The organism is Pseudomonas sp. B21-054 (assembly GCF_026016345.1).
Lineage (GTDB): Bacteria > Pseudomonadota > Gammaproteobacteria > Pseudomonadales > Pseudomonadaceae > Aquipseudomonas.
Genome location: NZ_CP087204.1, coordinates 2,110,449 through 2,134,447, shown reverse-complemented (window position 1 = coordinate 2,134,447; position 23,999 = coordinate 2,110,449). Strand labels below are relative to the sequence as shown.

At 62.0% G+C, this 23,999-nt stretch carries 15 protein-coding genes; 8 read left to right on the top strand and 7 right to left on the bottom strand.

The window, feature by feature from the left end; translation table 11 throughout:
- Window positions 1-248 precede the first annotated feature (248 nt).
- Both smc and LOY70_RS09455 read right to left on the bottom strand, forming a co-directional pair.
- The gene (smc, locus tag LOY70_RS09460) at window positions 249-3,737 is read right to left on the bottom strand and encodes a chromosome segregation protein SMC (RefSeq protein WP_265035755.1); all 3,489 of its coding nucleotides are present in this window, start codon (window positions 3,735-3,737) and stop codon (window positions 249-251) included.
- A gap of 2 nt (window positions 3,738-3,739) precedes the next feature.
- The gene (locus LOY70_RS09455) at window positions 3,740-4,399 is read right to left on the bottom strand and encodes a GntR family transcriptional regulator (protein WP_265035754.1); all 660 of its coding nucleotides are present in this window, start codon (window positions 4,397-4,399) and stop codon (window positions 3,740-3,742) included.
- Between the two features lie 394 nt (window positions 4,400-4,793).
- On the opposite strand from LOY70_RS09455, the gene xdhA reads away from it, so the two are divergent.
- The 4 genes from xdhA (at window position 4,794) to guaD (ending at window position 10,930) form a co-directional block, all read left to right on the top strand.
- Window positions 4,794-6,248, top strand: a complete 1,455-nt coding sequence (gene xdhA, locus LOY70_RS09450) for a xanthine dehydrogenase small subunit (RefSeq protein ID WP_265035753.1) — start codon at window positions 4,794-4,796, stop codon at window positions 6,246-6,248.
- Window positions 6,241-8,640: a xanthine dehydrogenase molybdopterin binding subunit gene (xdhB, locus tag LOY70_RS09445; RefSeq protein ID WP_265035752.1), complete on the top strand. Its 2,400-nt coding sequence runs from the start codon at window positions 6,241-6,243 to the stop codon at window positions 8,638-8,640. Before xdhA ends, xdhB begins: the two co-directional genes overlap by 8 nt.
- Window positions 8,641-8,763: 123 nt before the next feature.
- Window positions 8,764-9,606, top strand: a complete 843-nt coding sequence (gene xdhC / locus LOY70_RS09440; RefSeq protein WP_265035751.1) for a xanthine dehydrogenase accessory protein XdhC — start codon at window positions 8,764-8,766, stop codon at window positions 9,604-9,606.
- Between the two features lie 19 nt (window positions 9,607-9,625).
- Complete coding sequence (guaD, locus tag LOY70_RS09435) at window positions 9,626-10,930, top strand: guanine deaminase (protein WP_265035750.1); 1,305 nt, start codon at window positions 9,626-9,628, stop codon at window positions 10,928-10,930.
- A 130-nt stretch (window positions 10,931-11,060) separates the two neighbouring features.
- On the opposite strand, the gene LOY70_RS09430 is transcribed toward guaD, so the two are convergent.
- Window positions 11,061-11,825 carry a GntR family transcriptional regulator gene (locus tag LOY70_RS09430; protein WP_265035749.1) on the bottom strand — a complete coding sequence of 255 codons (765 nt, stop codon included), beginning with the start codon at window positions 11,823-11,825 and terminating at the stop codon, window positions 11,061-11,063.
- 243 nt (window positions 11,826-12,068) lie between these two features.
- On the opposite strand from LOY70_RS09430, the gene LOY70_RS09425 reads away from it, so the two are divergent.
- Window positions 12,069-13,259: a benzoate/H(+) symporter BenE family transporter gene (locus LOY70_RS09425; RefSeq protein WP_265035748.1), complete on the top strand. Its 1,191-nt coding sequence runs from the start codon at window positions 12,069-12,071 to the stop codon at window positions 13,257-13,259.
- 98 nt (window positions 13,260-13,357) lie between these two features.
- On the opposite strand, the gene LOY70_RS09420 is transcribed toward LOY70_RS09425, so the two are convergent.
- Window positions 13,358-13,702, bottom strand: a complete 345-nt coding sequence (locus LOY70_RS09420; protein WP_072407906.1) for a YggL family protein — start codon at window positions 13,700-13,702, stop codon at window positions 13,358-13,360.
- A 235-nt stretch (window positions 13,703-13,937) separates the two neighbouring features.
- Here LOY70_RS09420 and dacB point away from each other — a divergent pair, with 235 nt between their 5' ends.
- On the top strand, window positions 13,938-15,404 hold the full coding sequence (gene dacB / locus LOY70_RS09415; protein WP_265035747.1) for a D-alanyl-D-alanine carboxypeptidase/D-alanyl-D-alanine-endopeptidase: 1,467 nt from the start codon (window positions 13,938-13,940) through the stop codon (window positions 15,402-15,404).
- Window positions 15,405-15,539: 135 nt separating this feature from the next.
- Here dacB and LOY70_RS09410 read toward each other — a convergent pair whose 3' ends face one another.
- Window positions 15,540-17,921, bottom strand: a complete 2,382-nt coding sequence (locus tag LOY70_RS09410) for a GGDEF domain-containing protein (RefSeq protein WP_265035746.1) — start codon at window positions 17,919-17,921, stop codon at window positions 15,540-15,542.
- Window positions 17,922-18,065: 144 nt separating this feature from the next.
- Window positions 18,066-20,336 carry a bifunctional 23S rRNA (guanine(2069)-N(7))-methyltransferase RlmK/23S rRNA (guanine(2445)-N(2))-methyltransferase RlmL gene (gene rlmKL, locus LOY70_RS09405; RefSeq protein WP_265035744.1) on the bottom strand — a complete coding sequence of 757 codons (2,271 nt, stop codon included), beginning with the start codon at window positions 20,334-20,336 and terminating at the stop codon, window positions 18,066-18,068.
- 531 nt (window positions 20,337-20,867) lie between these two features.
- Between rlmKL and rmf the strand changes: the two genes are divergently transcribed.
- Entirely contained in the window at window positions 20,868-21,083 is a 216-nt protein-coding gene (rmf, locus tag LOY70_RS09400; protein WP_003223300.1) for a ribosome modulation factor, read from the top strand.
- A gap of 336 nt (window positions 21,084-21,419) precedes the next feature.
- On the opposite strand, the gene LOY70_RS09395 is transcribed toward rmf, so the two are convergent.
- Window positions 21,420-22,439, bottom strand: a complete 1,020-nt coding sequence (locus LOY70_RS09395) for a quinone-dependent dihydroorotate dehydrogenase (protein ID WP_265035742.1) — start codon at window positions 22,437-22,439, stop codon at window positions 21,420-21,422.
- Window positions 22,440-22,774: 335 nt separating this feature from the next.
- Between LOY70_RS09395 and LOY70_RS09390 the strand changes: the two genes are divergently transcribed.
- Window positions 22,775-23,986 (top strand): CmpA/NrtA family ABC transporter substrate-binding protein, encoded by a 1,212-nt coding sequence (locus LOY70_RS09390; RefSeq protein ID WP_265035740.1) that lies wholly within the window; start codon window positions 22,775-22,777, stop codon window positions 23,984-23,986.
- The last annotated feature ends 13 nt before the right edge of the window (window positions 23,987-23,999 follow it).

Genomic DNA, 23,999 nt, shown 5'->3' with positions numbered 1-23,999 from the left:
GCCTCTATAAAAATGCTGAAAAATAAGGGGCTTAGCTATTTGCAAACCGCTTTAAAACGTGGCGCCAACTCTATGTTCTGAATGGCGTTTTGCCCACGCATACGAAAAATTGACATTAAACTAGCACGACCAAAGATAACTTTACACCGTCTGTCGCATGGGCTTGTGCCCAATCTGTGGATTGGACGACAGGCCCAGGGGTAAAAAATATCTGCAGCGCTCCAGGTAGATGCCCTACGGCCTGTGTTTCAGGCATCCACCATGGCCATCGCCTCCTCCACATCCACCGCCACCAGTCGCGAGCAGCCCGGCTCATGCATGGTCACGCCCATGAGCTGATCGGCCATTTCCATGGCGATCTTGTTGTGGGTGATGTAGATGAACTGCACCGTTTCGGACATTTCCTTCACCAGCCGCGCGTAGCGGCCTACGTTAGCGTCGTCCAGCGGTGCGTCGACTTCATCGAGCATGCAGAACGGCGCCGGGTTCAACTTGAAGATGGCAAAAACCAGGGCCAGGGCGGTCAGTGCCTTTTCGCCACCGGAGAGCAAATGGATGGTGCTGTTCTTCTTGCCAGGAGGACGCGCCATGATTGTCACCCCTGTATCGAGTAAATCTTCGCCCGTCAGTTCCAAGTAAGCGCTGCCGCCACCGAAAACTTTTGGAAAAAGGGCCTGCAAACCGCCGTTGATCTGATCAAAGGTATCCTTGAAGCGATTGCGGGTTTCCTTGTCGATCTTGCGAATGACGTTTTCCAGGGTCTCCAGCGCTTCCACCAGATCATCGTTCTGGGCATCCAGATAGCGCTTGCGCTCGGACTGCTGCTGGTACTCGTCGATGGCCGCCAGGTTGATCGCCCCCAGCCGCTGGATGCGCTGGGCAATACGTTCCAGTTCCTCTTCAGCGTCCTTCTCGTTCGCCCCGGCCACCAAGGTGGCAAGCACGCCGTTGAGGTCGTAGCCGTCTTCGAGCAATTGGTCCTGCAAGGCTTTGCGCCGCACCGTCAGGGCTTGCCACTCCATGCGCTGCTGTTCCATCTGGCCGCGAATCAGCTGGGATTGCTGCTCGGCCTGGCTACGGCGCTTCTCGGCGTCGCGCAATTCGCGGTCGGCGTCTTCCAGGGCAATTTGCGCGGTCTTGAGTTCTTCGTCGACGCTCATGCGCTTGTCGAGCAACTCTTCGAGCTTGAGGCGCAGCTCTTCCAGCGGTGCTTCGCCCTCCTCCAGATTGAGGCTCAACTGCTCGCGCTTCTCGGTCAGGCGTTCGGACTGCATTTCCAGCCGTTCCAAGGCCTGGCGGGTGGAATCGAATTGAGCCTTGAGCGAGCCCAGGCGCACCGCCAACTGATGGGCATGATCCTTGTGCTGGCGAGCTTCCTGGCGCACCCGGTCCAGGCGTTCACGCAGGCTGTCACGCTGGGCCAGCAACAGTTCGCGCTGTTCAGTGTCCAGCGCCATGGCATCGAGGGCTTCCTGCAATTGCAGGCGCGCCTCACCGATCTGCTCGTGCTCCAAGGCCCGCTGCTCGCCCAACTCGGCGATCTCTTCTTCCAGGCGGGTGCGGCGCAGGGCCAGTTGTTCGAGCTTGGCCTTGCCGGCCGATAACTGCGCCTTGAGCTCGCCCTGTTGGCGGGCCTCATCCTGCAGCAGTCGACGCAGGTGCTCGCGGCCATTCTCCTGTTGACGCTGTTGCGCCCGCAGGTTTTGCAATTCGGTTTCCAGGGCTTCGACGCTGGCCTCGCGCTCTTCGCGCTCAGCACTCAGGCGTTGGATTTCCTGGCCCCGGGCGAGCATGCCGCTCTCGGCTTCGCTGGCCCGGCGCACCCGCAGGAAGTGCCGGCCGACCCAGTAACCGTCCTGGCTGATCAGGCTTTCGCCAGCCGCCAATTGCCCGCGCAAGGCCAAGGCCTGTTCAAGGCTTGCCACCGGCTTGACCTGCCCCAGCCACGGCGACAGATCGACCTGGGCCTCGACTTTGTCCAGCAAACTGCCGGGCACACGCACCCCGTCGCCGGCTGGGCTGAGCAGGCGCAGATCGCCCTGGGTGAAACCCGACAGGTCGAAGCCGCCGAAGTCATCCACCAGCACCGCTTGCAGGTCCGCGCCCAGCACGGTTTCCACCGCCAGTTCCCAACCGGCATCGACCTTCAGGCCCTCCGCCAACCGTGGGCGTTCGGCCAGGTGCTGGTCGCGCAGCCACTCGGCGGTGCCGGTGCCCGGGTCCAGCGCGGCTTGCTGCAAGGCCTCCAGCGAGGCCAGGCGCCCATTGAGTCGCTGCAGTTCGCCCTGGGCCTGCTGCTGGTTCTGCAAGGCCAGTTGCAAGGCCTGGCGCAGTTGCTCAAGCCGTTCGACCTGGGCGTCTTCGCTGGCCTGCAAATCTTCGAGCGTGGCTTCGCTGGCCGCCAGTTGCTCGCCCAGGTCAAGAATCGCCGCGTCTTCCGGGTCCGCCGCGAGCAAGGCGCGTTCTTCGGCCAGGCGGCGCTGCCGTTCGGCCAGGCGCTCCATGCTGGTTTCCAACTGTTGGATGCGCGATTGCTGGACCTCAGCCTGACGCCGCGGCTCGGCCGAGGTCAGGTTGAAACTGTCCCACTGCTCTTGCCAGCCGTGCATGGTCAGCTCGGCCTCTTCCAGGGCGGCAGCGGCTTCTTCGGCGGCGGCGCTGGTGACTTCCTGTTCCGGCGTGAGCCTGTCCAGTTCTTCGCCAAGGGTCAGCAGCAACGTGCGGTCGTGGCCCAGGTGGGATTCGGTTTCCAGGCGCGCCCGCTCGGCTTCCTTCAAATCATCCTGCAACTGACGCAGCCGTTGCTGGCCGTGCTGGATGCTCTGCTCGACCCGGGCGATATCGCCGCCCACCGAATAAAAGCGCCCTTGCACCAGGTTGAAGCGCTCGGACAGGTCGTGATGCCCGTCCCGCAGGCGCTCGATGGCGGCATCGGCGTTGCGCTGTTCGGCCACCAACGCCTCGAAACTGACTTCCTGGTTGCTGATGACCGCCTCACGCTGGCCAACCTGCTCGTTCAACGCCTGCCAGCGCAGGGCCGACAACTGGGCCTTGAGCTGACGCTCCTCACCCTTATATTCCTGGTACTTCTTGGCGGCCTCGGCCTGACGGTGCAGGCGTTCGAGCTGGCGCTCAAGTTCTTCGCGCAGGTCGGTCAGGCGGGCGAGGTTTTCGTGGGTGCGGCGGATACGGTTTTCGGTTTCGCGGCGCCGCTCCTTGTACTTGGAGATCCCGGCGGCTTCTTCGATGAAGTTACGCAGGTCCTCGGGCTTGGCCTCGATCAACTTGGAGATCATGCCCTGCTCGATGATCGAGTAGCTGCGCGGGCCCAGGCCGGTGCCGAGGAAAATATCGGTAATGTCGCGCCGCCGGCACTTGGTGCCGTTGAGGAAGTAACTGTTCTGGCTGTCGCGGGTCACTTTGCGACGAATGGAAATCTCCGCATACGCCGCATATTCGCCAACCAGGGTGCCGTCGGAATTGTCGAACACCAGCTCGATGCTGGCCTGGCTCACCGGTTTGCGGCTGGTGGAGCCGTTGAAGATGACGTCGGTCATCGACTCGCCGCGCAGGTTCTTGGCCGAGCTCTCGCCCATCACCCAGCGCACGGCGTCGATGATGTTCGACTTGCCGCAGCCATTGGGCCCGACCACCGCCGCCATGTTACTGGGGAAGTTCACCGTGGTCGGGTCGACGAAGGATTTGAACCCCGCCAGTTTAATGCACTTGAGCCGCACGTTCAGGCCTTCGTCAAGGCAGAGACCACCAGATCGCAACTGCGCTGGGCGTAGGCCGTCAGCACGAGGCGGATCTGCGGCAAATCACGGGCCAGCACAGCGGCGAGCAGGCGCTGGAACAGTTCGAGGAACTCGCCCATCTCAGCCTTGCGTTGTTCCAGGGCGAGAAAATAGGCACGGCTCATGGCCGGTTGCAGGTTCTCGACGGTTTCCTGCAAGTAAGGGTTGTTGGCGAACGGATACGCGGCGCGCATCACGCTGAAGCTTTCATCGACGAAGGTGCGGATGTCCTGGCGTGCAAACGCGTCCTTGAGACGCTGCTGGATGGCCATGAACGGCGCCATGTCGGCCTGGTCCCGCCAGCCATGGGCCACGGCATGGCCCAGCAGGATGTACAGCTCGCTCATCAGTGCACAGAGACTGCGCACATTGTGTTCGGTGAGCTCGGTGACGTGCGCGCCACGGCGCGGCAGGATGGCGATCAGATGGCGCCGCTCCAGAATCAGCAGGGCCTCGCGCACCGAGCCGCGGCTGACATTGAGCGCCAACGTGACCTTTTGCTCCTGGATGCGCTCTCCCGGCTTCATTTCGCCGCGAATGATGCGCTCGGCGAGGTGATGGGCGATTTGCTCGGCGAGGCTGTCCGGGGCCTTGAACGTCATGGTTGTCCTTCAAACTCTTCGATTTGCACAAGCGGCGCAGTGTAGCGCACTCAATACGTCATGGCGCAGGGCCTGCAGCGGGTTTTTGGCACGATATAAGCAATTTTTTCAGTGGTCCGGCCCCTGTGGGAGCGGGCTTGCTCGCGAAGAGGCCAGTCCGTCCGCAAGAAATCCACCGGCAGAAACGCCGTCTTCGCGAGCAAGCCCGCTCCCACAGGGATTTGCGCTTAACTGATGGATATAGGACATCCCTCGAGGATCAATACCCGAAACCGTTGTTCATCGACAAAACAAATTTTCCTGACCTTTAAGTCAGAAAATCATTGACCGAAAAGTCAGAACTGATAAATTCGGCCCAAGTCGATACAACAATAATGAGTCTGCGAGGCCTTCCGTGATCCAGTTTTTACTCAACCAGGAACTCCGTAGCGAGCACGCCCTGGACCCGAACCTGACCGTGCTCAATTATTTACGCGAGCATGTCGGTAAATCCGGTACCAAAGAAGGCTGCGCCAGCGGCGACTGTGGCGCGTGCACCGTGGTGGTGGGCGAACTGCACATGGATGAAACCGGCCGTGAGCGCATGCGCTATCGCAGTCTCAACTCGTGCCTGACCTTCGTCTCGGCCCTGCACGGCAAGCAACTGATCAGCGTCGAAGACCTCAAGCATCAGGGCCAGTTGCACAGCGTCCAGCAGGCGATGGTCGATTGCCACGGTTCGCAGTGCGGTTTCTGCACGCCCGGCTTCGTCATGTCGCTGTTTGCCTTGCAAAAGAGCAGCGTGCAACCCGATGCGCACAAGGCCCACGAAGCCTTGGCCGGCAACCTCTGCCGCTGCACCGGCTACCGGCCAATCCTGGCCGCGGCCGAACAGGCCTGCTGCGGCCAGCAGCCGGACCAGTTCGACGCTCGCGAAGCCGAAACCATCGCCCGCCTCAAAGCCATCGCCCCGACCGAAACCGGCGAACTCAACAGCGGCGACAAGCGCTGCCTGGTACCGCTGACCGTGGCCGACCTGACCGACCTGTACGATGCTTACCCTCAAGCGCGCCTGTTGGCCGGCGGTACCGACCTGGCCCTGGAAGTCACGCAGTTTCACCGCACCCTGCCGGTGATGATCTACGTGGGCAACGTCGCCGAACTCAAGCGCATTGAACGCTTCGATGATCGCCTGGAGATCGGCGCCGCCACCGCTCTCTCCGATTGCTACGAAGCCCTGAAAGCCGAATACCCGGACTTTGGCGAACTGCTGCAACGCTTCGCCTCGCTGCAGATCCGCAACCAAGGCACTTTGGGCGGCAACATCGGCAATGCCTCGCCGATTGGCGACTCACCGCCCCTGCTGATCGCCCTCGGCGCGCAAATCGTGCTGTGCAAGGGCCAGACCCGTCGCACCCTGGCCCTGGAAGACTATTTCATCGACTACCGCGTCACTGCGCGCCAGGAAAGCGAATTCATCGAGAAGATCATCGTGCCCCGGGCCAGTGCCGAGCAGGCGTTCCGCGCCTACAAAGTCTCCAAGCGCCTGGACGATGACATTTCCGCCGTGTGCGCCGCGTTCAACCTGCGCATCGACAATGGCGTGGTCCGCGATGCCCGGATCGCCTTCGGCGGCATGGCCGCGACGCCCAAACGCGCCAAGCATTGCGAGGCCGTACTGATCGGTGCGCCGTGGAACGACAGCACCGTCGAACGCGCCTGCGCGGCCCTGGCCGAGGATTTCACACCGCTGTCAGACTTCCGCGCCAGCAAGGAATACCGCCTGCTCAGCGCCCGCAACCTGTTGCGCAAATACTTCATCGAACTGCAAACGCCGCACATCGAGACTCGGGTGACCGCTTATGTCTAACCATCACACCGTAGAGAAGACTCAAGCCGAACTGGCCGAGCTGTTCGCCCGCGACCTGACCACCGGCGTGGGCCGCAGCGTCAAGCATGACAGCGCCGCCAAACACGTGTCCGGCGAGGCGCAGTACATCGATGACCGTCTCGAATTCCCGAACCAATTGCACGTTTACGCCCGGCTGTCAGACCGCGCCCATGCCCGAATCATCCGCATCGACACCGCGCCCTGCTACGCCTTCGAAGGCGTGCGTATCGCCATCACCCATGCCGACATCCCGGGCCTCAAGGACATCGGCCCGCTGCTGCCTGGCGATCCGCTGCTGGCCATCGATGACGTGCAGTTCGTCGGTCAACCGGTGCTGGCCGTCGCCGCCAAGGACCTGGACACCGCTCGCCAGGCCGCGATGGCGGCCATCGTCGAATACGAAGACCTGGAGCCGGTGCTGGATGTGGTCGAAGCCCTGCGCAAACGGCATTTCGTGCTCGACAGCCACACCCACCAGCGCGGTGACTCGGCCACGGCCCTGGCGAGCGCCGAGCATCGCATCCAGGGTTCGCTGCACATCGGCGGCCAGGAACACTTTTACCTGGAAACCCAGATCTCCTCGGTAATGCCCACCGAAGATGGCGGCATGATCGTCTATTGCTCGACCCAGAACCCCACCGAAGTGCAGAAACTGGTGGCCGAAGTGCTGGGCGTGTCGATGAACAAGGTCGTGGTGGACATGCGTCGCATGGGCGGCGGATTCGGCGGCAAGGAAACCCAGGCAGCCAGCCCGGCGTGCCTGTGCGCGGTCATCGCCCACCTCACCGGGCAGCCGACCAAGATGCGCCTGCCCCGGGTCGAAGACATGCTGATGACCGGCAAGCGCCACCCCTTCTACATCGAATACGACGTGGGCTTCGACAGCCGCGGGCGCTTGCACGGCATCGCCCTGGAACTGGCCGGCAACTGCGGTTGCTCGCCGGACCTGTCGGCGTCGATTGTCGACCGGGCGATGTTCCATGCCGACAACGCCTATTACCTGGGCGATGCGACCATCAACGGCCACCGCTGCAAGACCAACACCGCCTCGAACACTGCCTACCGTGGTTTCGGCGGGCCCCAAGGCATGGTCGCCATCGAAGAGGTGATGGATGCCATCGCCCGGCACCTGGGTCTGGACCCACTGGCCGTGCGCAAGGCCAACTACTACGGCAAGACCGAACGCAACATCACCCACTACTACCAGACCGTCGAGCACAACATGCTCGAGGAAATGACCACCGAGCTTGAGCAGAGCAGCCAGTACGCCGAACGCCGCGAAGCGATCCGCCGCTACAACGCCAATAGCCCGATCCTGAAAAAAGGCCTGGCGCTGACCCCGGTGAAATTCGGCATTTCGTTCACCGCCAGTTTTCTCAACCAGGCCGGCGCGCTGATCCACGTCTACACCGATGGCAGCATCCACCTCAACCATGGCGGCACCGAAATGGGCCAGGGCCTGAACACCAAGGTCGCCCAAGTGGTGGCCGAGGTGTTCCAGGTGGAAATGGACCGCGTGCAGATCACCGCGACCAACACCGACAAAGTGCCGAACACCTCGCCCACCGCGGCCTCCAGCGGCGCCGACCTGAACGGCAAGGCGGCGCAGAATGCCGCCGAAACCATCAAGCGGCGCCTGGTGGAGTTCGCCGCGCGGCAGTACAAGGTCAGCGAAGAAGACGTGGTATTTCACAACGGCCATGTGCGGGTACGCGATCACATCCTGTCGTTCGAGGCGCTGGTGCAGCAGGCGTATTTCGCCCAGGTCTCGCTGTCGAGCACCGGCTTCTACAAGACCCCGAAAATCTATTACGACCGCAGCCAGGCCCGCGGCCGTCCGTTCTACTACTACGCCTTTGGCGCGGCCTGCGCCGAAGTGATCGTCGACACCCTCACCGGCGAGTACAAGATGCTGCGCACCGACATCCTCCACGACGTCGGCGCCTCGCTGAACCCGGCCATCGACATCGGCCAGGTCGAGGGCGGGTTCATCCAGGGCATGGGTTGGCTGACCATGGAAGAGCTGGTGTGGAACGACAAGGGCAAGCTGATGACCAATGGCCCGGCCAGCTACAAGATCCCCGCCGTGGCCGACATGCCGCTGGACCTGCGGGTCAAACTGGTGGAAAACCGCAAGAACCCCGAAGACACGGTGTTCCATTCCAAGGCCGTGGGCGAACCGCCGTTCATGCTCGGCATCGCCGCGTGGTGCGCCATCAAAGACGCCGTGGCGAGCCTGGGGGATTACCGGCACCAACCGAAAATCGATGCACCGGCGACACCAGAGCGGGTGTTGTGGGGGTGTGAGCAGATGCGGGGGTTGAAGGCGGTCAAGGCTGAGGAAGCTGAAGTCGAAGTGGCTTCGCTCTAGACCGCGGCGCGGCCAATCGCGAGCAAGCTCGCTCCCACAAGGGATTGCGAACACCGCCCCAATGTGGGAGCGAGCTTGCTCGCGATGAGGCCTGAACAGACAACACAGATGTCGAGGTGAATTATGTACAACTGGATCAGCGCCCTCGCCGACCTGCAAACCCGCGGCGAACCCTGTGTGCTGGTGACGATCATCGAGGAACTCGGCTCCACGCCGCGTAACGCCGGTTCGAAAATGGTCATCAGCGCCAGCCAGATCTTCGACACCATCGGGGGCGGGCACCTGGAATACAAAGCCATGGAGATCGCCCGGCAAATGCTTGCCAGCGGCCAGCAAGGCACGCATCTGGAGCGCTTCAGCCTTGGTGCGAGCCTGGGCCAGTGCTGCGGCGGCGTGACCGTATTGCTGTTCGAACCCATGGGCCAGGTGCAAGCGCAAATCGCCGTATTCGGTGCCGGCCATGTCGGTCGCGCGTTGGTACCGCTGCTGGCGAGCCTGCCCTGCAAGGTGCGCTGGATCGACTCGCGGGAAGCGGAATTCCCCGAGCAACTGCCCCACGGTGTGCGCAAGATCGTGAGCGAAGAGCCACTGGATGAAGTCGACGAATTGCCCGCCGGCAGCTACTGCATCGTCATGACCCACAACCATCAGCTCGACCTGGAACTGAGCGCCGCGATCCTCAAGCGCAACGACTTCGCCTACTTCGGCCTGATCGGCTCGAAGACCAAACGGGTCAGGTTCGAACATCGCCTGCGCGATCGCGGCTTCGACAGCAGCACCTTGCAACGCATGCGCTGCCCGATGGGCATCGGCGAAGTCAAAGGCAAGTTGCCTGTGGAAATCGCCATCTCCATCGCCGGCGAAATCATCGCCACCTATAACGCGGATTTCGGCCAGCACACCGCCCGCGCCGAACCGATTGCCAAGCTGCTGCCAGTCTCGCGCCGCAGCCAGGCGAACCGTTGAACCCTCGTTGAGAACGCCCATGCCCCTGACCCGCAAAGCCTACCGTGCCGCCCTGCTCCACAGCCTCGCCGACCCCGCCGAAGTCGGCATCGAGGCGTCTTATGAATATTTCGAAGACGGACTGCTGGTGGTGGAAAACGGCCAGATCAGCGCCATCGGCCACGCCCACGAGCTGCTGCCAACCCTGGCGGCGGACATCGAAGTCGTCCATCACCAGGATGCGCTGATCACCCCCGGTTTCATCGACACGCACATCCATCTGCCGCAGACCGGCATGGTGGGCGCCTACGGCGAGCAGTTGCTGGACTGGCTCAACACCTACACCTTCCCCTGCGAAGGCCAGTTCGCCGACAAGGCCCACGCCGACGCGGTGGCCGATATTTTCGTCAAGGAGCTACTGCGCAACGGCACCACCACGGCGCTGGTGTTTGGCAGTGTGCATCCGCAATCGGTGAATTCGTTCTTCGAAGTGGCCCAGCAGCTCGACCTGCGAATGATCGCCGGCAAAGTGATGATGGACCGCAACGCCCCGGACTACCTGACCGACACCGCCGAATCCAGCTACACCGAGAGCAAGGCGCTGATCGAGCGCTGGCACGGCAAGGGCCGCTTGCATTACGCCGTGACCCCCCGCTTCGCCCCCACCAGCACCCCGGAGCAACTGACCCTGGCCGGTCAACTGCTGGGGGAATATCCCGACTTGTACATGCAGACCCACATCAGTGAAAACCTGCAGGAAGTGCAATGGGTCAAGGCGCTGTTTCCCGAGCGCAAGGGTTATCTGGACGTCTATGACCACTACCAACTGCTCGGCGAGCGTTCGGTGTTCGCCCACGGCGTGCATCTGTGCGACGACGAATGCGCACGCCTGGCCGAGACCGGTTCGGCCATCGCGTTCTGCCCGACCTCGAACTTTTTCCTCGGCAGTGGCCTGTTCAACCTGCCGATGGCCGAAAAACACAAAGTGAACGTGGGGTTGGGCACGGATGTGGGCGGCGGCACCAGCTTTTCGCTGTTGCAGACCCTGAACGAAGCCTACAAGGTGATGCAACTCCAGGGTGTGCGACTGAGCCCGTTCAAATCGCTGTACCTGGCCACCCTCGGCGGCGCCCGGGCCTTGCGCCTGGAGGACAAGATCGGCACGTTGCAGCCGGGCACGGACGCGGATTTCCTGGTTTTGGACTACAACGCCACGCCGCTGCTGAGCTATCGCCTCAAGCAGGCCAAGGACATTGCCGAGCGGTTGTTCGTGTTAATGACACTGGGGGATGACCGGACGGTGGCGCAGACTTATGCGGCGGGCCGGTTAGTACATCAGCGGTAGATTTTTATTGGCTGTTGGATTGCTATCGCGAGCAAGCTCGCTCCCACAGGGATATATGAACACCCTAAATCCAATGTGGGAGCGAGCTTGCTCGCGATGAAGCCGACGCGGTGCCGCTGACGCCACTCAATCAGAGCTTGGCCGTCGAGCGCCCCGGTTTCTTGCTCTGCAACAAATGCGAAAACACCGCATGCAAATCATCCGAGGCGCTTTCTTCGTCGAGATTGAGCTTGCTGTCGATGTGGTCCATGTGATGCATCATCAGGTCCACCGCCAACGTCGCATCGCGCGCCTCGATGGCGTCGATCAATTGGGTGTGTTCGTCGTAGGAACAGTGGGAGCGGTTGCCGCTTTCGTACTGGGCGATGATCAGCGACGTCTGGGACACGAGGCTGCGCTGGAAGCTGATCAGCGGGGCGTTTTTTGCCGCTTCGGCCAGCTTGAGGTGGAACTCGCCCGACAGACGGATGCCGGCGCCGCGGTCACCGCGGGAGAAACTGTCGCGCTCGTCACTGACCATCTGCCGCAATTCAGCCAGCTGTTCGGCCGTGGCGTGCTGCACCGCCAGTTCGGTGATCGCCCGCTCCACCAGGCGCCGGGCCAGGAACACCTGGCGCGCCTCTTCGACACTTGGGCTGGCCACCACGGCGCCGCGATTGGGCCGCAGCAACACCACCCCTTCATGGGCCAGGCGTGACAATGCCCGGCGAATGATCGTGCGGCTGACCCCGAAAATTTCCCCCAGCGCCTCTTCGCTCAACTTGGTACCGGGCGCCAGGCGTTGTTCGAGGATGGCCTCGAAGATATGCGCATAGACAATATCGTCCTGGGTTCCGCTGCGGCCGGCTTTACCTGCTCGCGGTTGTTTCTTGAGGGGCTGCAACTGTTCGTTCATGGGCACTCGGGTCGGGAGAACTGCGGCGAATTGACCGTGACTGTAATACGGCACAGCGGGTCGCTGGCAAGTATCGCGTAAACAACACGGCGATTGTACACAACCTCTGATGGCAACACGACTGTATGGCTGTTTGCGGACATGGCTGTATTGCAATCGGCAACTGTGTTGAGTTTAAGCTTTAAACCCAAATCTGTGGCGTCATCCAGTCCAGCCAATCTACAACAAGGACCACCACTCACCATGACCGAAGTCACGACCACGCCACTTCGTCCGCTGGCCGATACCTCGCCCTCAGCCTTCGTCGCCGGGTTCATCGCCATGATGACCGGCTACACCAGTTCTCTGGTGCTGATGTTCCAGGCCGGGCAGACGGCGGGGCTGAGCAGCGGGCAAATTTCGTCGTGGATCTGGGCGATGTCCATCGGCATGGCGGTGTGCTCCATTGGCCTGTCGTTGCGTTACCGCACGCCGGTCACCATCGCCTGGTCGACACCAGGGGCGGCCTTGCTGATCACCAGCTTGGGCGGCGTGAGTTATGGCGAGGCCATCGGTGCCTATATCACCTGCGCGGTGCTGGTAACCATCTGCGGCCTGACCGGCAGTTTCGAGCGCCTGGTCAAACGCATTCCGGCCTCGCTGGCGGCGGCATTACTGGCCGGGATCCTGTTCAAGATCGGCAGCGAGATTTTCATTGCCGCCCAACATCGCACCGGCCTGGTACTGGGGATGTTTTTCACCTACCTGATCGTCAAGCGCCTGTCGCCGCGCTACGCGGTGCTGGCGGCGCTGCTGATCGGCACGGCGCTGTCCGGGCTGTTGGGGTTGCTGGATTTCAGCAATTTCGCCCTGGAAGTCGCAACACCGGTCTGGACCGCCCCGCACTTTTCCCTGGCGGCCACCATCAGCATCGGCATTCCGCTGTTTGTGGTGGCGATGACTTCGCAGAACATGCCCGGCATCGCCGTGCTGCGGGCCGACGGTTACAACGTGCCGGCCTCACCGTTGATCACCACCACCGGTATCGCTTCGCTGCTATTGGCTCCGTTCGGCTCCCATGGCATCAACCTGGCCGCCATCAGCGCGGCCATCTGCACCGGGCCGCACGCCCATGAAGATCGCAACAAGCGCTACACGTCAGCGGTCTGGTGCGGGGTTTTCTACGGGATTGCCGGGGTGTTCGGCGCGACCCTGGCGGCGTTGTTCGCGGCGCTGCCCAAGGAACTGGTGCTGTCCATCGCGGCGCTGGCATTGTTCGGGTCGATCATCAATGGCTTGAGCATCGCCATGAGCGAAGCCCGGGAACGGGAAGCGGCGCTGGTCACCTTCATGGTCACGGCATCGGGGCTGACGCTGTTTTCCGTCGGCTCGGCATTCTGGGGGATTGTGGCGGGGGTGTTGACCCTGGTGATTCTGAACTGGCGCAAGGATTGATCGTTCCCACGCTCTGCGTGGGCATGCAGCCCGTGACAGACAGGCACAAAAAAACCGGCACCCAGACGGGCTGCCGGTTTCGGAACATCATCGGAACATCAAGCGACCGGATTGATCGGCTTTTCCGGGTACCAGACGTCCATCAGCGGGCTGACTTCAACGCTGGTCAGCTCAGGACGCGCCTTGAGCCAGGCCTCAACGGCTGCACGCTGCTCTTCGGTCACCGAACCACGCTTCTGCAGGCAAACCAGACCGTAGTCGTCGCCGCCGACATAGCCCAGGCCATTGGCTTCCATGGCTTCTTTCAGGAACGCGTCGAGGAAAGCGTCAATAGCCTCATCGGCCAGATCTTCTTTGAAATCCAGGTTCAGTTCGAAACCCAGCTCTTGAAATTCATCCACGCACAGTTTTTTGCGCAGACGCTGGGAACGGTTAGTCGCCATTGGAACAATCCTCATAAGTAATAACGGCCGGCACTTTACCAGTTTGATGCGTCGATTGCCCGACTGATCGGGTGCATCGACCTACCGTCGGTAAAAAAATAGCGCCTGGAAGGGCTCAGGCACGGCACAAGCCGTTGCACCTTGGGGCATAATGCCGACACTTTCATGACCGTTGAGGGCGTTCATTTTCATGTCCTCGTCTTTTTCCCCCCTCGCCCGTAGGGTTTTATTTCACATGATCAAATCTTTGCGTCCACTGCTTCTGGCCAGCCTTCTGCTTCCCTTGGCCCTCCCTGTCACCACCAGCGCCGCCACGATCAATACCGCCCTGTCGCCCAACGTGCAAAAAGCCCTCAAGGCCAGCAAGCTGCAAGACGATGCCCTGTCCCTGGTGATGGTCCCGCTCAACGGCCCCGGCACCCCGACCCTCTACAACGCCGACGTCTCGGTGAACCCGGCGTCCACCATGAAACTGGTGACCACCTACGCGGCCCTGGAAATGCTCGGCCCCAATCATCAGTGGAAAACCGAGTTCTACACCGACGGCACTCTCAGCGGTGGCATTCTCAACGGCAACCTGTATCTCAAGGGCGGCGGCGATCCCAAGCTGAACATGGAAAAGCTCTGGCTGCTGATGCGTGACCTGCGGGCCAACGGCGTGCAACAAGTCACCGGCGACCTGGTGCTAGACCGCGGCTTCTTCATTCAGCCGCAATTGCCCGAGTTCAATGACGACGGTAACGACGAAAACAAACCGTTCCTGGTCAAGCCCGACTCGCTGTTGGTCAACCTCAAGGCCCTGCGCTTTGTCGCCCGCAATGACGGCGGCCGGGTGCTGGTGTCGGTGGAGCCGCCGATTGCCAGCATTCGTATCGAAAACCAGGTCAAGGCGGTCAACTCCAAGCAATGCACCGGCGGCGTACGCTACAACCCGGTGCCCCAGCCGGACGGCAGCGTGACCGTGACCGTCGGCGGCCAGCTGGGTGACGGTTGCAGCTCCCAGACCTACCTGTCGCTGCTGGACCACGCCACCTACACCGCCGGTGCGGTGCGGGCGATCTGGAAAGAACTGGGTGGCAGCATCCAGGGCAAGGACCGCCTGGCCGCGACCCCGAGCAACGCCAAGGTGCTGGCCCGGGCGTTCTCACCGGACCTGGCGGAGATCATCCGCGACATCAACAAGTACAGTAACAACACCATGGCGCAGCAGTTGTTCCTGAGCCTCGGCGCGCAGTTCCGTAACGAAGCCGACGGTGACGACGCCAAGGCGGCGCAACGGGTGGTGCGTCAGTGGCTGGCCAAGAAAGGCATCACCGCCCCGCACCTGGTAATGGAGAACGGCTCCGGCCTGTCTCGCGCCGAGCGGGTCAGCGCCCGGGAAATGGCCGCGATGTTGCAAGCCGCCTGGCGCAGCCCGTATTCGGCGGAGTTCATCAGTTCGATGCCGATTGCCGGCACCGACGGCACCATGCGCAAACGCCTGAAGACCACTGCCATGGCGGGCGAGGCTCACGTCAAGACCGGGACCTTGAACACCGTCCGCGCCATCGCTGGCTACAGCCGCGACATCAATGGCAACACTTGGGCGGTGGTAGCGATCCTCAACGATCCGAAGCCATGGGGCGCTTCGTCAGTGCTGGACCAGGTGCTGCTGGACCTGTACCGCCAGCCAAAACTGCCGCAGACGGCTTCGGTGCTCTGAGTTCTCGATTCGCCGGGGGCGATCAGAAAACATAGGTGGGAGCGAGCTTGCTCGCGATGGCGTCGGAACATTCAGCCTCTTTGCAGGCTGAACCACCGCTATCGCGAGCAAGCTCGCTCCCACATTTTGATCAAGTTACGGCTGCGACTCGACCCGATCCCGTCCTGCCTGCTTGGCCGCGTACACGCCCGAGTCGGCCCGCAACAGCAACGCATCCGCGCCCTCCCCGACGCGCCAACTGGCGATACCGAAACTGGCGGTGACGATACCCACGTCATCGATCGGCGCACCGCGCAGGCCTTCCCACAGGCCAATGGCCAATGCATAGGCACTGCTACCGTCGGTGTCAGGGCACAGCACGACGAACTCTTCCCCACCCAGCCGACAGAACACGTCGGTACGCCTGAGCCGCTGGGCAATGCGCTGGCAAACCGCCTGCAGTACGCGGTCGCCCACGGCATGGCCGTGCTGATCGTTGATACGCTTGAAGTGATCGATGTCGAGCATGATAACCGCCAGCTCGCTAGAGCCGCGTTCCACCCGGAGCATTTCCGAGGTCAGGCGTTCCTGGAAATAACGCCGGTTGCGGATGCCGGTCAAGGCATCGGTCACCGACAAGGCCCGCAGTTCCTCTTCCACCCGCTTGAGATCGGAAATATCCGAGATATAGCCGTGCCACAACACCCCGCCGCCGGGCAACTCCTCAGGCGTGGCCTCGCCGCGCACCCATCGCAGGCCGCGCAAGGGCAACTGCACCCGGTACTCCTCCCGCCACGGGCTCAAGGTATCGGCCGAAGCACGAATCGAGGCGCGGACCCGGGCGTTGTCCAGCGGGTGAATGCGCAAGAACACCGCTTCGGCGTTTGCCAGCAGTACATCGGGCTCCAGCTCATAGATCTCGCGAATGCCATCACTGGCATAGATCACGCTGAAGTGGCCATTGAAGTCCATCCGGAACTGGTAGATACCGCCGGGAACGTGGGCGCTGAGTTTTTTCAACAACAGGTCCCGGGCGGCCAGGGCCTCGTGGACACGCATGCGTTCGGTGATATCGATGCAGATCGCCAGATGCCCGACCCACAGCCCCTGGTCATCGAGCATCGGCGTGGCCAACATGTTCACAGTCAGGTGGCTGCCATCGCGACGCACCAGCGTCCACTCCCGGGCCTGTTGGCCACCCTGCTCGCCCCCTTCGACCAACATGGCGTGGCACGTGGGGATCGGTTTGCCGTAGCGCGCGCTGAGCTGCGCGGCCCGGGCCTGGAGTTCGCGCGGAACGTGCAGGCCCTCAAGCGTCATGCTGTGCAGGACCTCACTGCTGTCGTAGCCGAGCATCTGTTCAGCGCCGACATTGAACGTGGTGATGACACCGCGCAGGTCGGTGGCGATGATCGCGACTTGGGTCGCGGCATCCAGCACACCCCGCAACTGCCCATGGGTACCGCGCAACTCTTGTTCACGGGCGCGCAGTTCCTGGGTGCGTTGCTCCACCAGTTTCAGGGCCCGTTGCCGCTGGCTGACCAGCACATAGAGCAAGGCGCTCAGCAACAGACTGAGCAAACCACCCAACACCATCAGGCTCATCGCGGTGGAATGGTTAGTCGCCAGAAAGGTGCTGCTGGGACGCAACTCCACCCGGAAGTCATGATCGGCCAGGCGTAACAGGCGAATGATCGACAAATCACTATCAGCGGGTGTGTCGAGCGACTCGAACAGCACTTCCTCGCGATCATCCGTGGACAGATCCAGGACGCGCATCGACAGGTTGTCATGACCGGGCTCCGGCAGGCCATCACCGACCAGTTGGCGCATGCTGATGGCCGCCACGACGTAACCGAACGGTTCCTTGGCCGATGCCCTGGCAACAGGCGCCACCAGCAAAACCCCACGAGCGAAGTCCGGGTCTATGCCCACCAGGTCCAATGGCTGCGAGACCACCATCGTTCCGTACTGGCGAGCTCGCTCAAGGGTGGCTCGGCGCAATGGATCAGCCAGCAGATCCAGCCCCAAAGGGCTCCCGTGGGGCGCTTGGCCCTGGATGTAGAGCACTGGCGCGTACTCGTCCCGCTCCGCGGCCTGGCGCAGGCCGCCGGCGCCGTCGATCTCACGGATCGTAAAGGTGTCCGCCCCCTCCGCCCGGGCCTGATGTTCGAACCGCCGCCGTTGTTCCCGAAACACCCGTGGCGCCCAGGCGAACGCGAGGGTGCGTCGCAACAGAGCGTCGCCATAGCCACGGAACTCGTCGTTGGAAACCCCTTCCGAGTTGGAAAAGAAGCGCCTCAGACCGTCGAGACGTTGCTCCTGCCCCTGGAAGCGTTCCTCGATGCGGCTCAAGCGCTCTTCGGCTTGCAGCACGAAGCGTTGGCTCAACTGCTGGTGGAACAGATTCATCATCGCCCAGGTCAGCAAGCCAGTCAGGCACGTACCTGCCAGCAATACCAGCGAAGCCACCAGCCAGGCCGACACGTCTTCGCTGATAAAGCCCAGGATTCTGGGACGCACCTGATGTAATGCCATAAATACAACTCAGGAAAGGAGCCAGGCAGAGGAACAGCCCTGGACACAACCTAAGTTATAGCCATACGCCATCACTTTGACCAGCCCCTCGATGAGGCTAGAAGCCTTGAATTACAAGGCTCCGTGGATCCAATCAGCCCTGAATCAACGGGCCATGATCTTCCAGGCACGATGAATCTTGCCGTTGCGGGCAAAATCCGGATCAATGGTCTTGGCGGTGATCTCCTCCAACGCGTAGCGCTCGCCGAGATTGTCCTCGAGCTGGAACTTGCGGAAGTTGTTGGAGAAGTACAGCACGCCGCCCGGCGCCAGGCGAGCCATGGCCAAATCCAGCAACTGGACGTGGTCACGCTGCACGTCGAACACCCCCTCCATGCGCTTGGAGTTGGAGAAGGTCGGCGGGTCGATGAAGATCAGGTCGTACTCATCACGGCTGGCCTCGAGCCAGGCCATCACATCGCCCTGTTCCAGGCGATTTTTGTCGGAAAACCCGTTGAGCGACAAGTTGCGTCGGGCCCAATCCAGGTAGGTTTTCGACAAGTCGACGCTGGTGGTGCTGCGCGCACCGCCCTTGGCGGCATGGACGCTGGCGGTCGCGGTGTAGCAGAACAGGTTGAGGAAGCGCTTGCCGGCCGCCTCTTTCTGGATCCGCAGGCGCATCGGCCGATGATCGAGAAACAGCCCGGTGTCCAGGTAATCGGTGAGGTTGACCAGCAGCTTCACGCCGCCTTCGTTGACCTCGGTGAACTTGCCCTGGGCGCTCTGGCGCTCGTACTGCTTGGTGCCGCTCTGACGCTCGCGACGCTTGATCACCACGCGGTTCTTGTCGACGTTCAGTGCCTGGGGAATCGCCGCCAGGGCGTCGAACAGCCGGGCCGAGGCCTTTTCCGGGTCGATGGATTTTGGCGCGACATATTCCTGGACGTGTACCCAATCGTGGTACAGGTCGATGGCCATGGAATATTCCGGCATGTCGGCATCGTAGACCCGATAGCAATCCACACCTTCACGCTTGGCCCATTTGCTCAGCAACTTGAGATTTTTTTGCAGGCGATTGGCGAACATCTGCCCGCCTTCGCTCAAGCGCGCCTGCTCGACCACAGGGGCCGGTGCCGGAGCCGGTTTGATCGGGTTGCCGTTCTTGTTGTACTGGCGCTCTTGCGGGACTTCAGGCGCCTGATCATAGGCAGCCTGCTCACGCTCGGCCTGACGCTGTTCCGGGGTGCGACGCTCGCCGGTGACGAACTGATCCGGCAGCACCTTGATCAGCAGCAGCTTGCACGGCAAGGCACCGTTCCAGAACGAATACTGCTTGTGACTGCGAATGCCCATGCGCTTGCCCAGGTCCGGGGCGCCGGTGAATACCGCCGCCTCCCAGTTCAGGCACGCCTGGCGCAGACGCTCGCCGAGGTTCTGATAGAGGTAAAGCAGGCTGGCTTCGTCGCCCAGACGCTCGCCATACGGCGGGTTGCAGATCACCAGGCCCTTCTGGTTCTGGTCCGGACGCGGCTCGAACGTGGCGACTTCGCCTTGATAGATCTTGATCCACTCGCTCAGGCCCGCACGCTCGACGTTATTGCGGCCCGGCTGGATCAGCCGCGGGTCGGCTTCGTAGCCGCGGATCCACAACGGTGGCTTGGCCAACCCGGCGTCGGCGCGGGCGGTGGCTTCTTCATGGAGCTTTTTCCACAGCGCCGGCACGTGGCCGAGCCAGGCGGTGAAGCCCCACTGCTGGCGACGCAGGTTCGGCGCCATGTCGGCGGCGATCATGCCGGCTTCCACCAGGAACGTGCCGACACCGCACATCGGGTCGGCCAGTGCCCCGCCTTCAGCGGCAATGCGCGGCCAGCCGGCGCGGATCAGGATGGCGGCGGCGAGGTTTTCCTTCAGCGGCGCAGCGCCCTGCTGCAGGCGATAACCGCGCTGATGCAGGCTATGGCCGGAGAGGTCCAGGGAGAGAATGGCTTCGCCACGGTCCAGGCGCAGATGGATGCGCAAGTCCGGGTTGAGCTTGTCGATGGACGGCCGCTCGCCCGTCGGGGTGCGCAGTTTGTCGACGATGGCGTCCTTGACCTTCAAGGCGCCGAAATGGGTGTTATCGATGCCCGAGCCGTGCCCGCTGAACTCCACCGCCAAGGTACCATCGGCCAGCATGTGGTCTTGCCAGTCGACGTCCAGCACGCCGTGGTACAGGTCTTCGGCGTCCTTCATCGGGAAACGCTTGAGGACCAGCAACACGCGGTTGGCCAGACGCGACCACAGACACAGGCGATAAGCCGTCTCCATGTCGGCCATGCCACGCACCGCCGAAGTGTGCTCGCGCGCCTCTTCAAGGCCAAGCCCGACGGCTTCCTCGATGAGCAGGCCTTCGAGGCCCTTGGGGCAAGTGAGGAAGAGTTCGAAACGATCGGACATGGGTTTTCCAGAGCCTTTGGCTAAGTGGACCGGGCAACGCATTGCCGGGCCGGGTTCAATCAGGTGCTTTTCTCAAGAGCACCCGTGTGGCACGAAAATGTGCCGTGCCACCCTCGCCGCCCAGGTTAAAAGAGCTTAGATGCGAAGGCAGAAAAAAAATTCTGTGCAACAAATTGTGAAAACTCGACCCTTTCGTCGAATAGTACCCGAGTGCAACAGGGGGACATTCTCATTCGAGGGAAGGCCGCCCTCTTTGGCGCAGGGCCGATCATACAGGGGTCTTGCTCAAAAGCGGTCAACGAACATCAAGTTACTTATCACCCTAACGGCTTTTTTGTTACGTGCTTATGACAAAACGATCATTCCATCCCTGTGACGCTTTGGTTAGAACTCAACACAGGTTGACGTCGCAACGGCGTCAACACCTCGGCTCGTCACGCCGGCAACGAGCCACCAACGGCAGAATGATTCTGCCCCGGCCTCGATAGAGGTCGACGCTAAGCAACAGTCAACAAGTGAGGGCAACACCCTATGAGAAGACTTAAGCGTGATCCGTTGGAAAGAGCATTTTTACGCGGTTACCAATATGGCGTTGGTGGTAAATCCCGTGAGCTTTGCCCCTTTACTCTACCGTCGGTACGTCAAGCCTGGATCAATGGCTGGCGAGAAGGACGCGGCGACAACTGGGACGGTATGACCGGCACTGCGGGTATCCATAGACTCAACGAACTTCACGCCGTCGGCTGACACAGGGCTTAATACTCAAGAACTCGACAATTTGACACCCATATCGATTTAACCACGCACGTCCCATCCGGACGGCGGGCTACGGCCCAGGGGGCTCCTTCGAGGAGCCCTTTTTAATGCCTGGATTCTGATAAACACCACTCCTACCGGAGCTGTGAACACAGTTGTGGCGAGGGGATTTACCCCCGCTGGGCGGCGCAGCAGCCCCTATAACTACCGCCTCGGTGTGTCAGGTTGATCGGGTAGGTTCTTTCGGGGGCTGCTGCGCAGCCCAACGGGGATAAATCCCCTCGCCACAGATAAATCCCCTCGCCACCATGGGTTTCCAAAGATCAATCAACGCAACGCCGCGATCGCATCCACCGACTCACGGATCAGCGCCGGCCCTTTATAGATAAAGCCCGAATAAATCTGCACCAGGCTCGCCCCGGCGGTGATTTTCTCGGCGGCATGCTTGCCTTCGGTAATCCCGCCCGCCGCGATGATCGGCAAGCGTCCCGCCAGTTCGGCGGCCAGCACCTTCACGGTGTGGGTGCTCTTGTCGCGCACCGGCGCGCCAGACAACCCACCCGCCTCATCACCGTGCTCCAGCCCCTCGACACCTTCGCGCCCCAACGTCGTGTTGGTAGCGATCACCGCGTCCATGCCCGTCTCGATCAGGGCCTGGGCGACCTGGGTGGTTTCTTCGTCGGTCATGTCCGGGGCAATCTTGATCGCCAGCGGCACATGCCGGCCGTGCACCACCGCCAGCTCGGCGCGCCGCCGGGCCAGGTCGGCCAGCAGTTGCTTGAGGGAGTCGCCGAATTGCAGGCTACGCAACCCCGGGGTGTTCGGCGAGCTGACGTTGACGGTCACGTAGCTGGCGTGGGCGTAGACCTTATCCAGGCAGATCAGGTAATCGTCGACGGCGCGCTCCACCGGGGTGTCGAAATTCTTGCCGATGTTGATGCCCAGCACGCCCTTGTACTTGGCGGCGGCCACCCGGGCCAACAAGTGATCGACCCCCAGGTTGTTGAAGCCCATGCGGTTGATGATCGCCTCGGCTTGGGGCAGGCGGAAAAGCCGTGGCTTGGGATTACCCGGCTGCGGGCGCGGGGTGACGGTACCGATCTCCACAAAACCGAATCCCAGCTGGGCGAACCCGTCGATGGCCGCGCCATTCTTGTCCAGGCCTGCAGCCAACCCGACCGGGTTGGGGAACTCCAGGCCCATGACTGTTACCGGCAGGTTCGCCGGGGCCTTGCACAGCAAGCTGTTAAGCCCTAGACGCCCACCCGCACCGATCAGGTCCAGGGACAGATCGTGAGAGGTTTCCGGGGAAAGTTTAAACAACAGCTGACGGGCCAGGGTGTACATGGGCGGGTGTGACTCGTTCGACGAAATGAGGCGGGGATTATAGCCGGGGCGGAGGAGTGGGTGGGAACGAGCGCGCATGATTTGTCCTGCTCACCGGTCTCGTTTGCTGCGTAGCCTTGGAAGAGCCGACAGGATGAAAGACCCGGCGTCTCTAATCTTGATGCAAAGGTGATGGGGCACGCGCTGGCATATGCCTTGCACCCTTTTCGTTCATCGGCGCCCATGCCAATGGCGGAATGAGTGCCACACTGTTTTAAAGGACAACGGCGTCGTTATCCGGCTTGCCCTGGCAACCGTCCGGATACGGCGCTTTTTTATGTGGAAGGTGAAGCGCGATGAATGAAGTTCCAGCCAACCCCCTGGCCTGGGTCAATGGCAGCGATGCCCCGGAAAAGAGCGCGGTCAACCTCGGTTTCATGGCCTTGAGTGACTGCGCCCCACTGGTGGTAGCCGCCACCCAGGGCTTCGCCCAACCCTACGGCCTGACCCTGAACCTCAAGCGCCAGACGTCCTGGGCCAACCTGCGGGACAAGCTGGTCAGCGGTGAAATCGATGCCGCCCACAGCCTTTACGGCCTGATCTACGCCGTGCACCTGGGCATCGGCGGTGTCGCGCCGACCGACATGGCCGTGCTGATGGGCCTGAACCAGAACGGCCAGAGCATCAACCTGTCCCATGGCCTGCAGGCCCAAGGCGTGACCAGTCCTGAGGCACTGGAACAGCACGTGCACCAAACTCGCCCGAAACTGACCTTCGCCCAGACCTTCCCCACCGGCACCCATGCCATGTGGCTCTATTACTGGCTCGCCGCCCAGGGCATCCATCCGTTGTCGGATGTCGACAGCGTGGTGGTGCCACCGCCACAAATGATCGCGCACCTGCAAGCCGGGCGTATTGACGGGTTTTGCGTCGGCGAGCCCTGGTGCGCCAGCGCGGTGAAGCAGAACCTGGGCTTCACCCTGGCGACCACCCAGACCATCTGGCCCGATCACCCGGAAAAAGTCCTGGGTTGCACCCGCGCATTCGTCGAGCAGTACCCCAATACCGCCCAGGCCCTGGTGATGGCGATCCTCGAAGCCAGCCGCTTCATTGAACAAAGCAGCGAAAACCGTCGCAGCACCGCACAACTGTTGAGTGCGCCTGAATACCTCGACGCCCCACTGGACTGCATCGAGCCCCGGTTGCTGGGGATCTACGCCGATGGCTTGGGCAACAGTTGGCAGGATCCCCACGCCATGCGCTTCCACGGCAATGGCGAGGTGAACTTGCCGTACCTGTCCGACGGCATGTGGTTCATGACCCAGTTCCGCCGCTGGGGGCTGTTGCGCGAAGACCCGGATTACCTGGCCGTGGCCCGGGACGTCCAGCAGCTCAAGCTGTACCGCGAAGCCGCTGGCGCACTGGGCATCGTGTCCCCGCGCCAGGACATGCGCAGCAGCCAGTTGATCGACGGCACTATCTGGGACGGTTCGGACCCGGCCAAATATGCCCGCAGCTTCAAACTGCACGCCTTGAGCGATGCGGCTCCCCTTTTCGCCAGCCGCTGACAGGAGCCTCGAC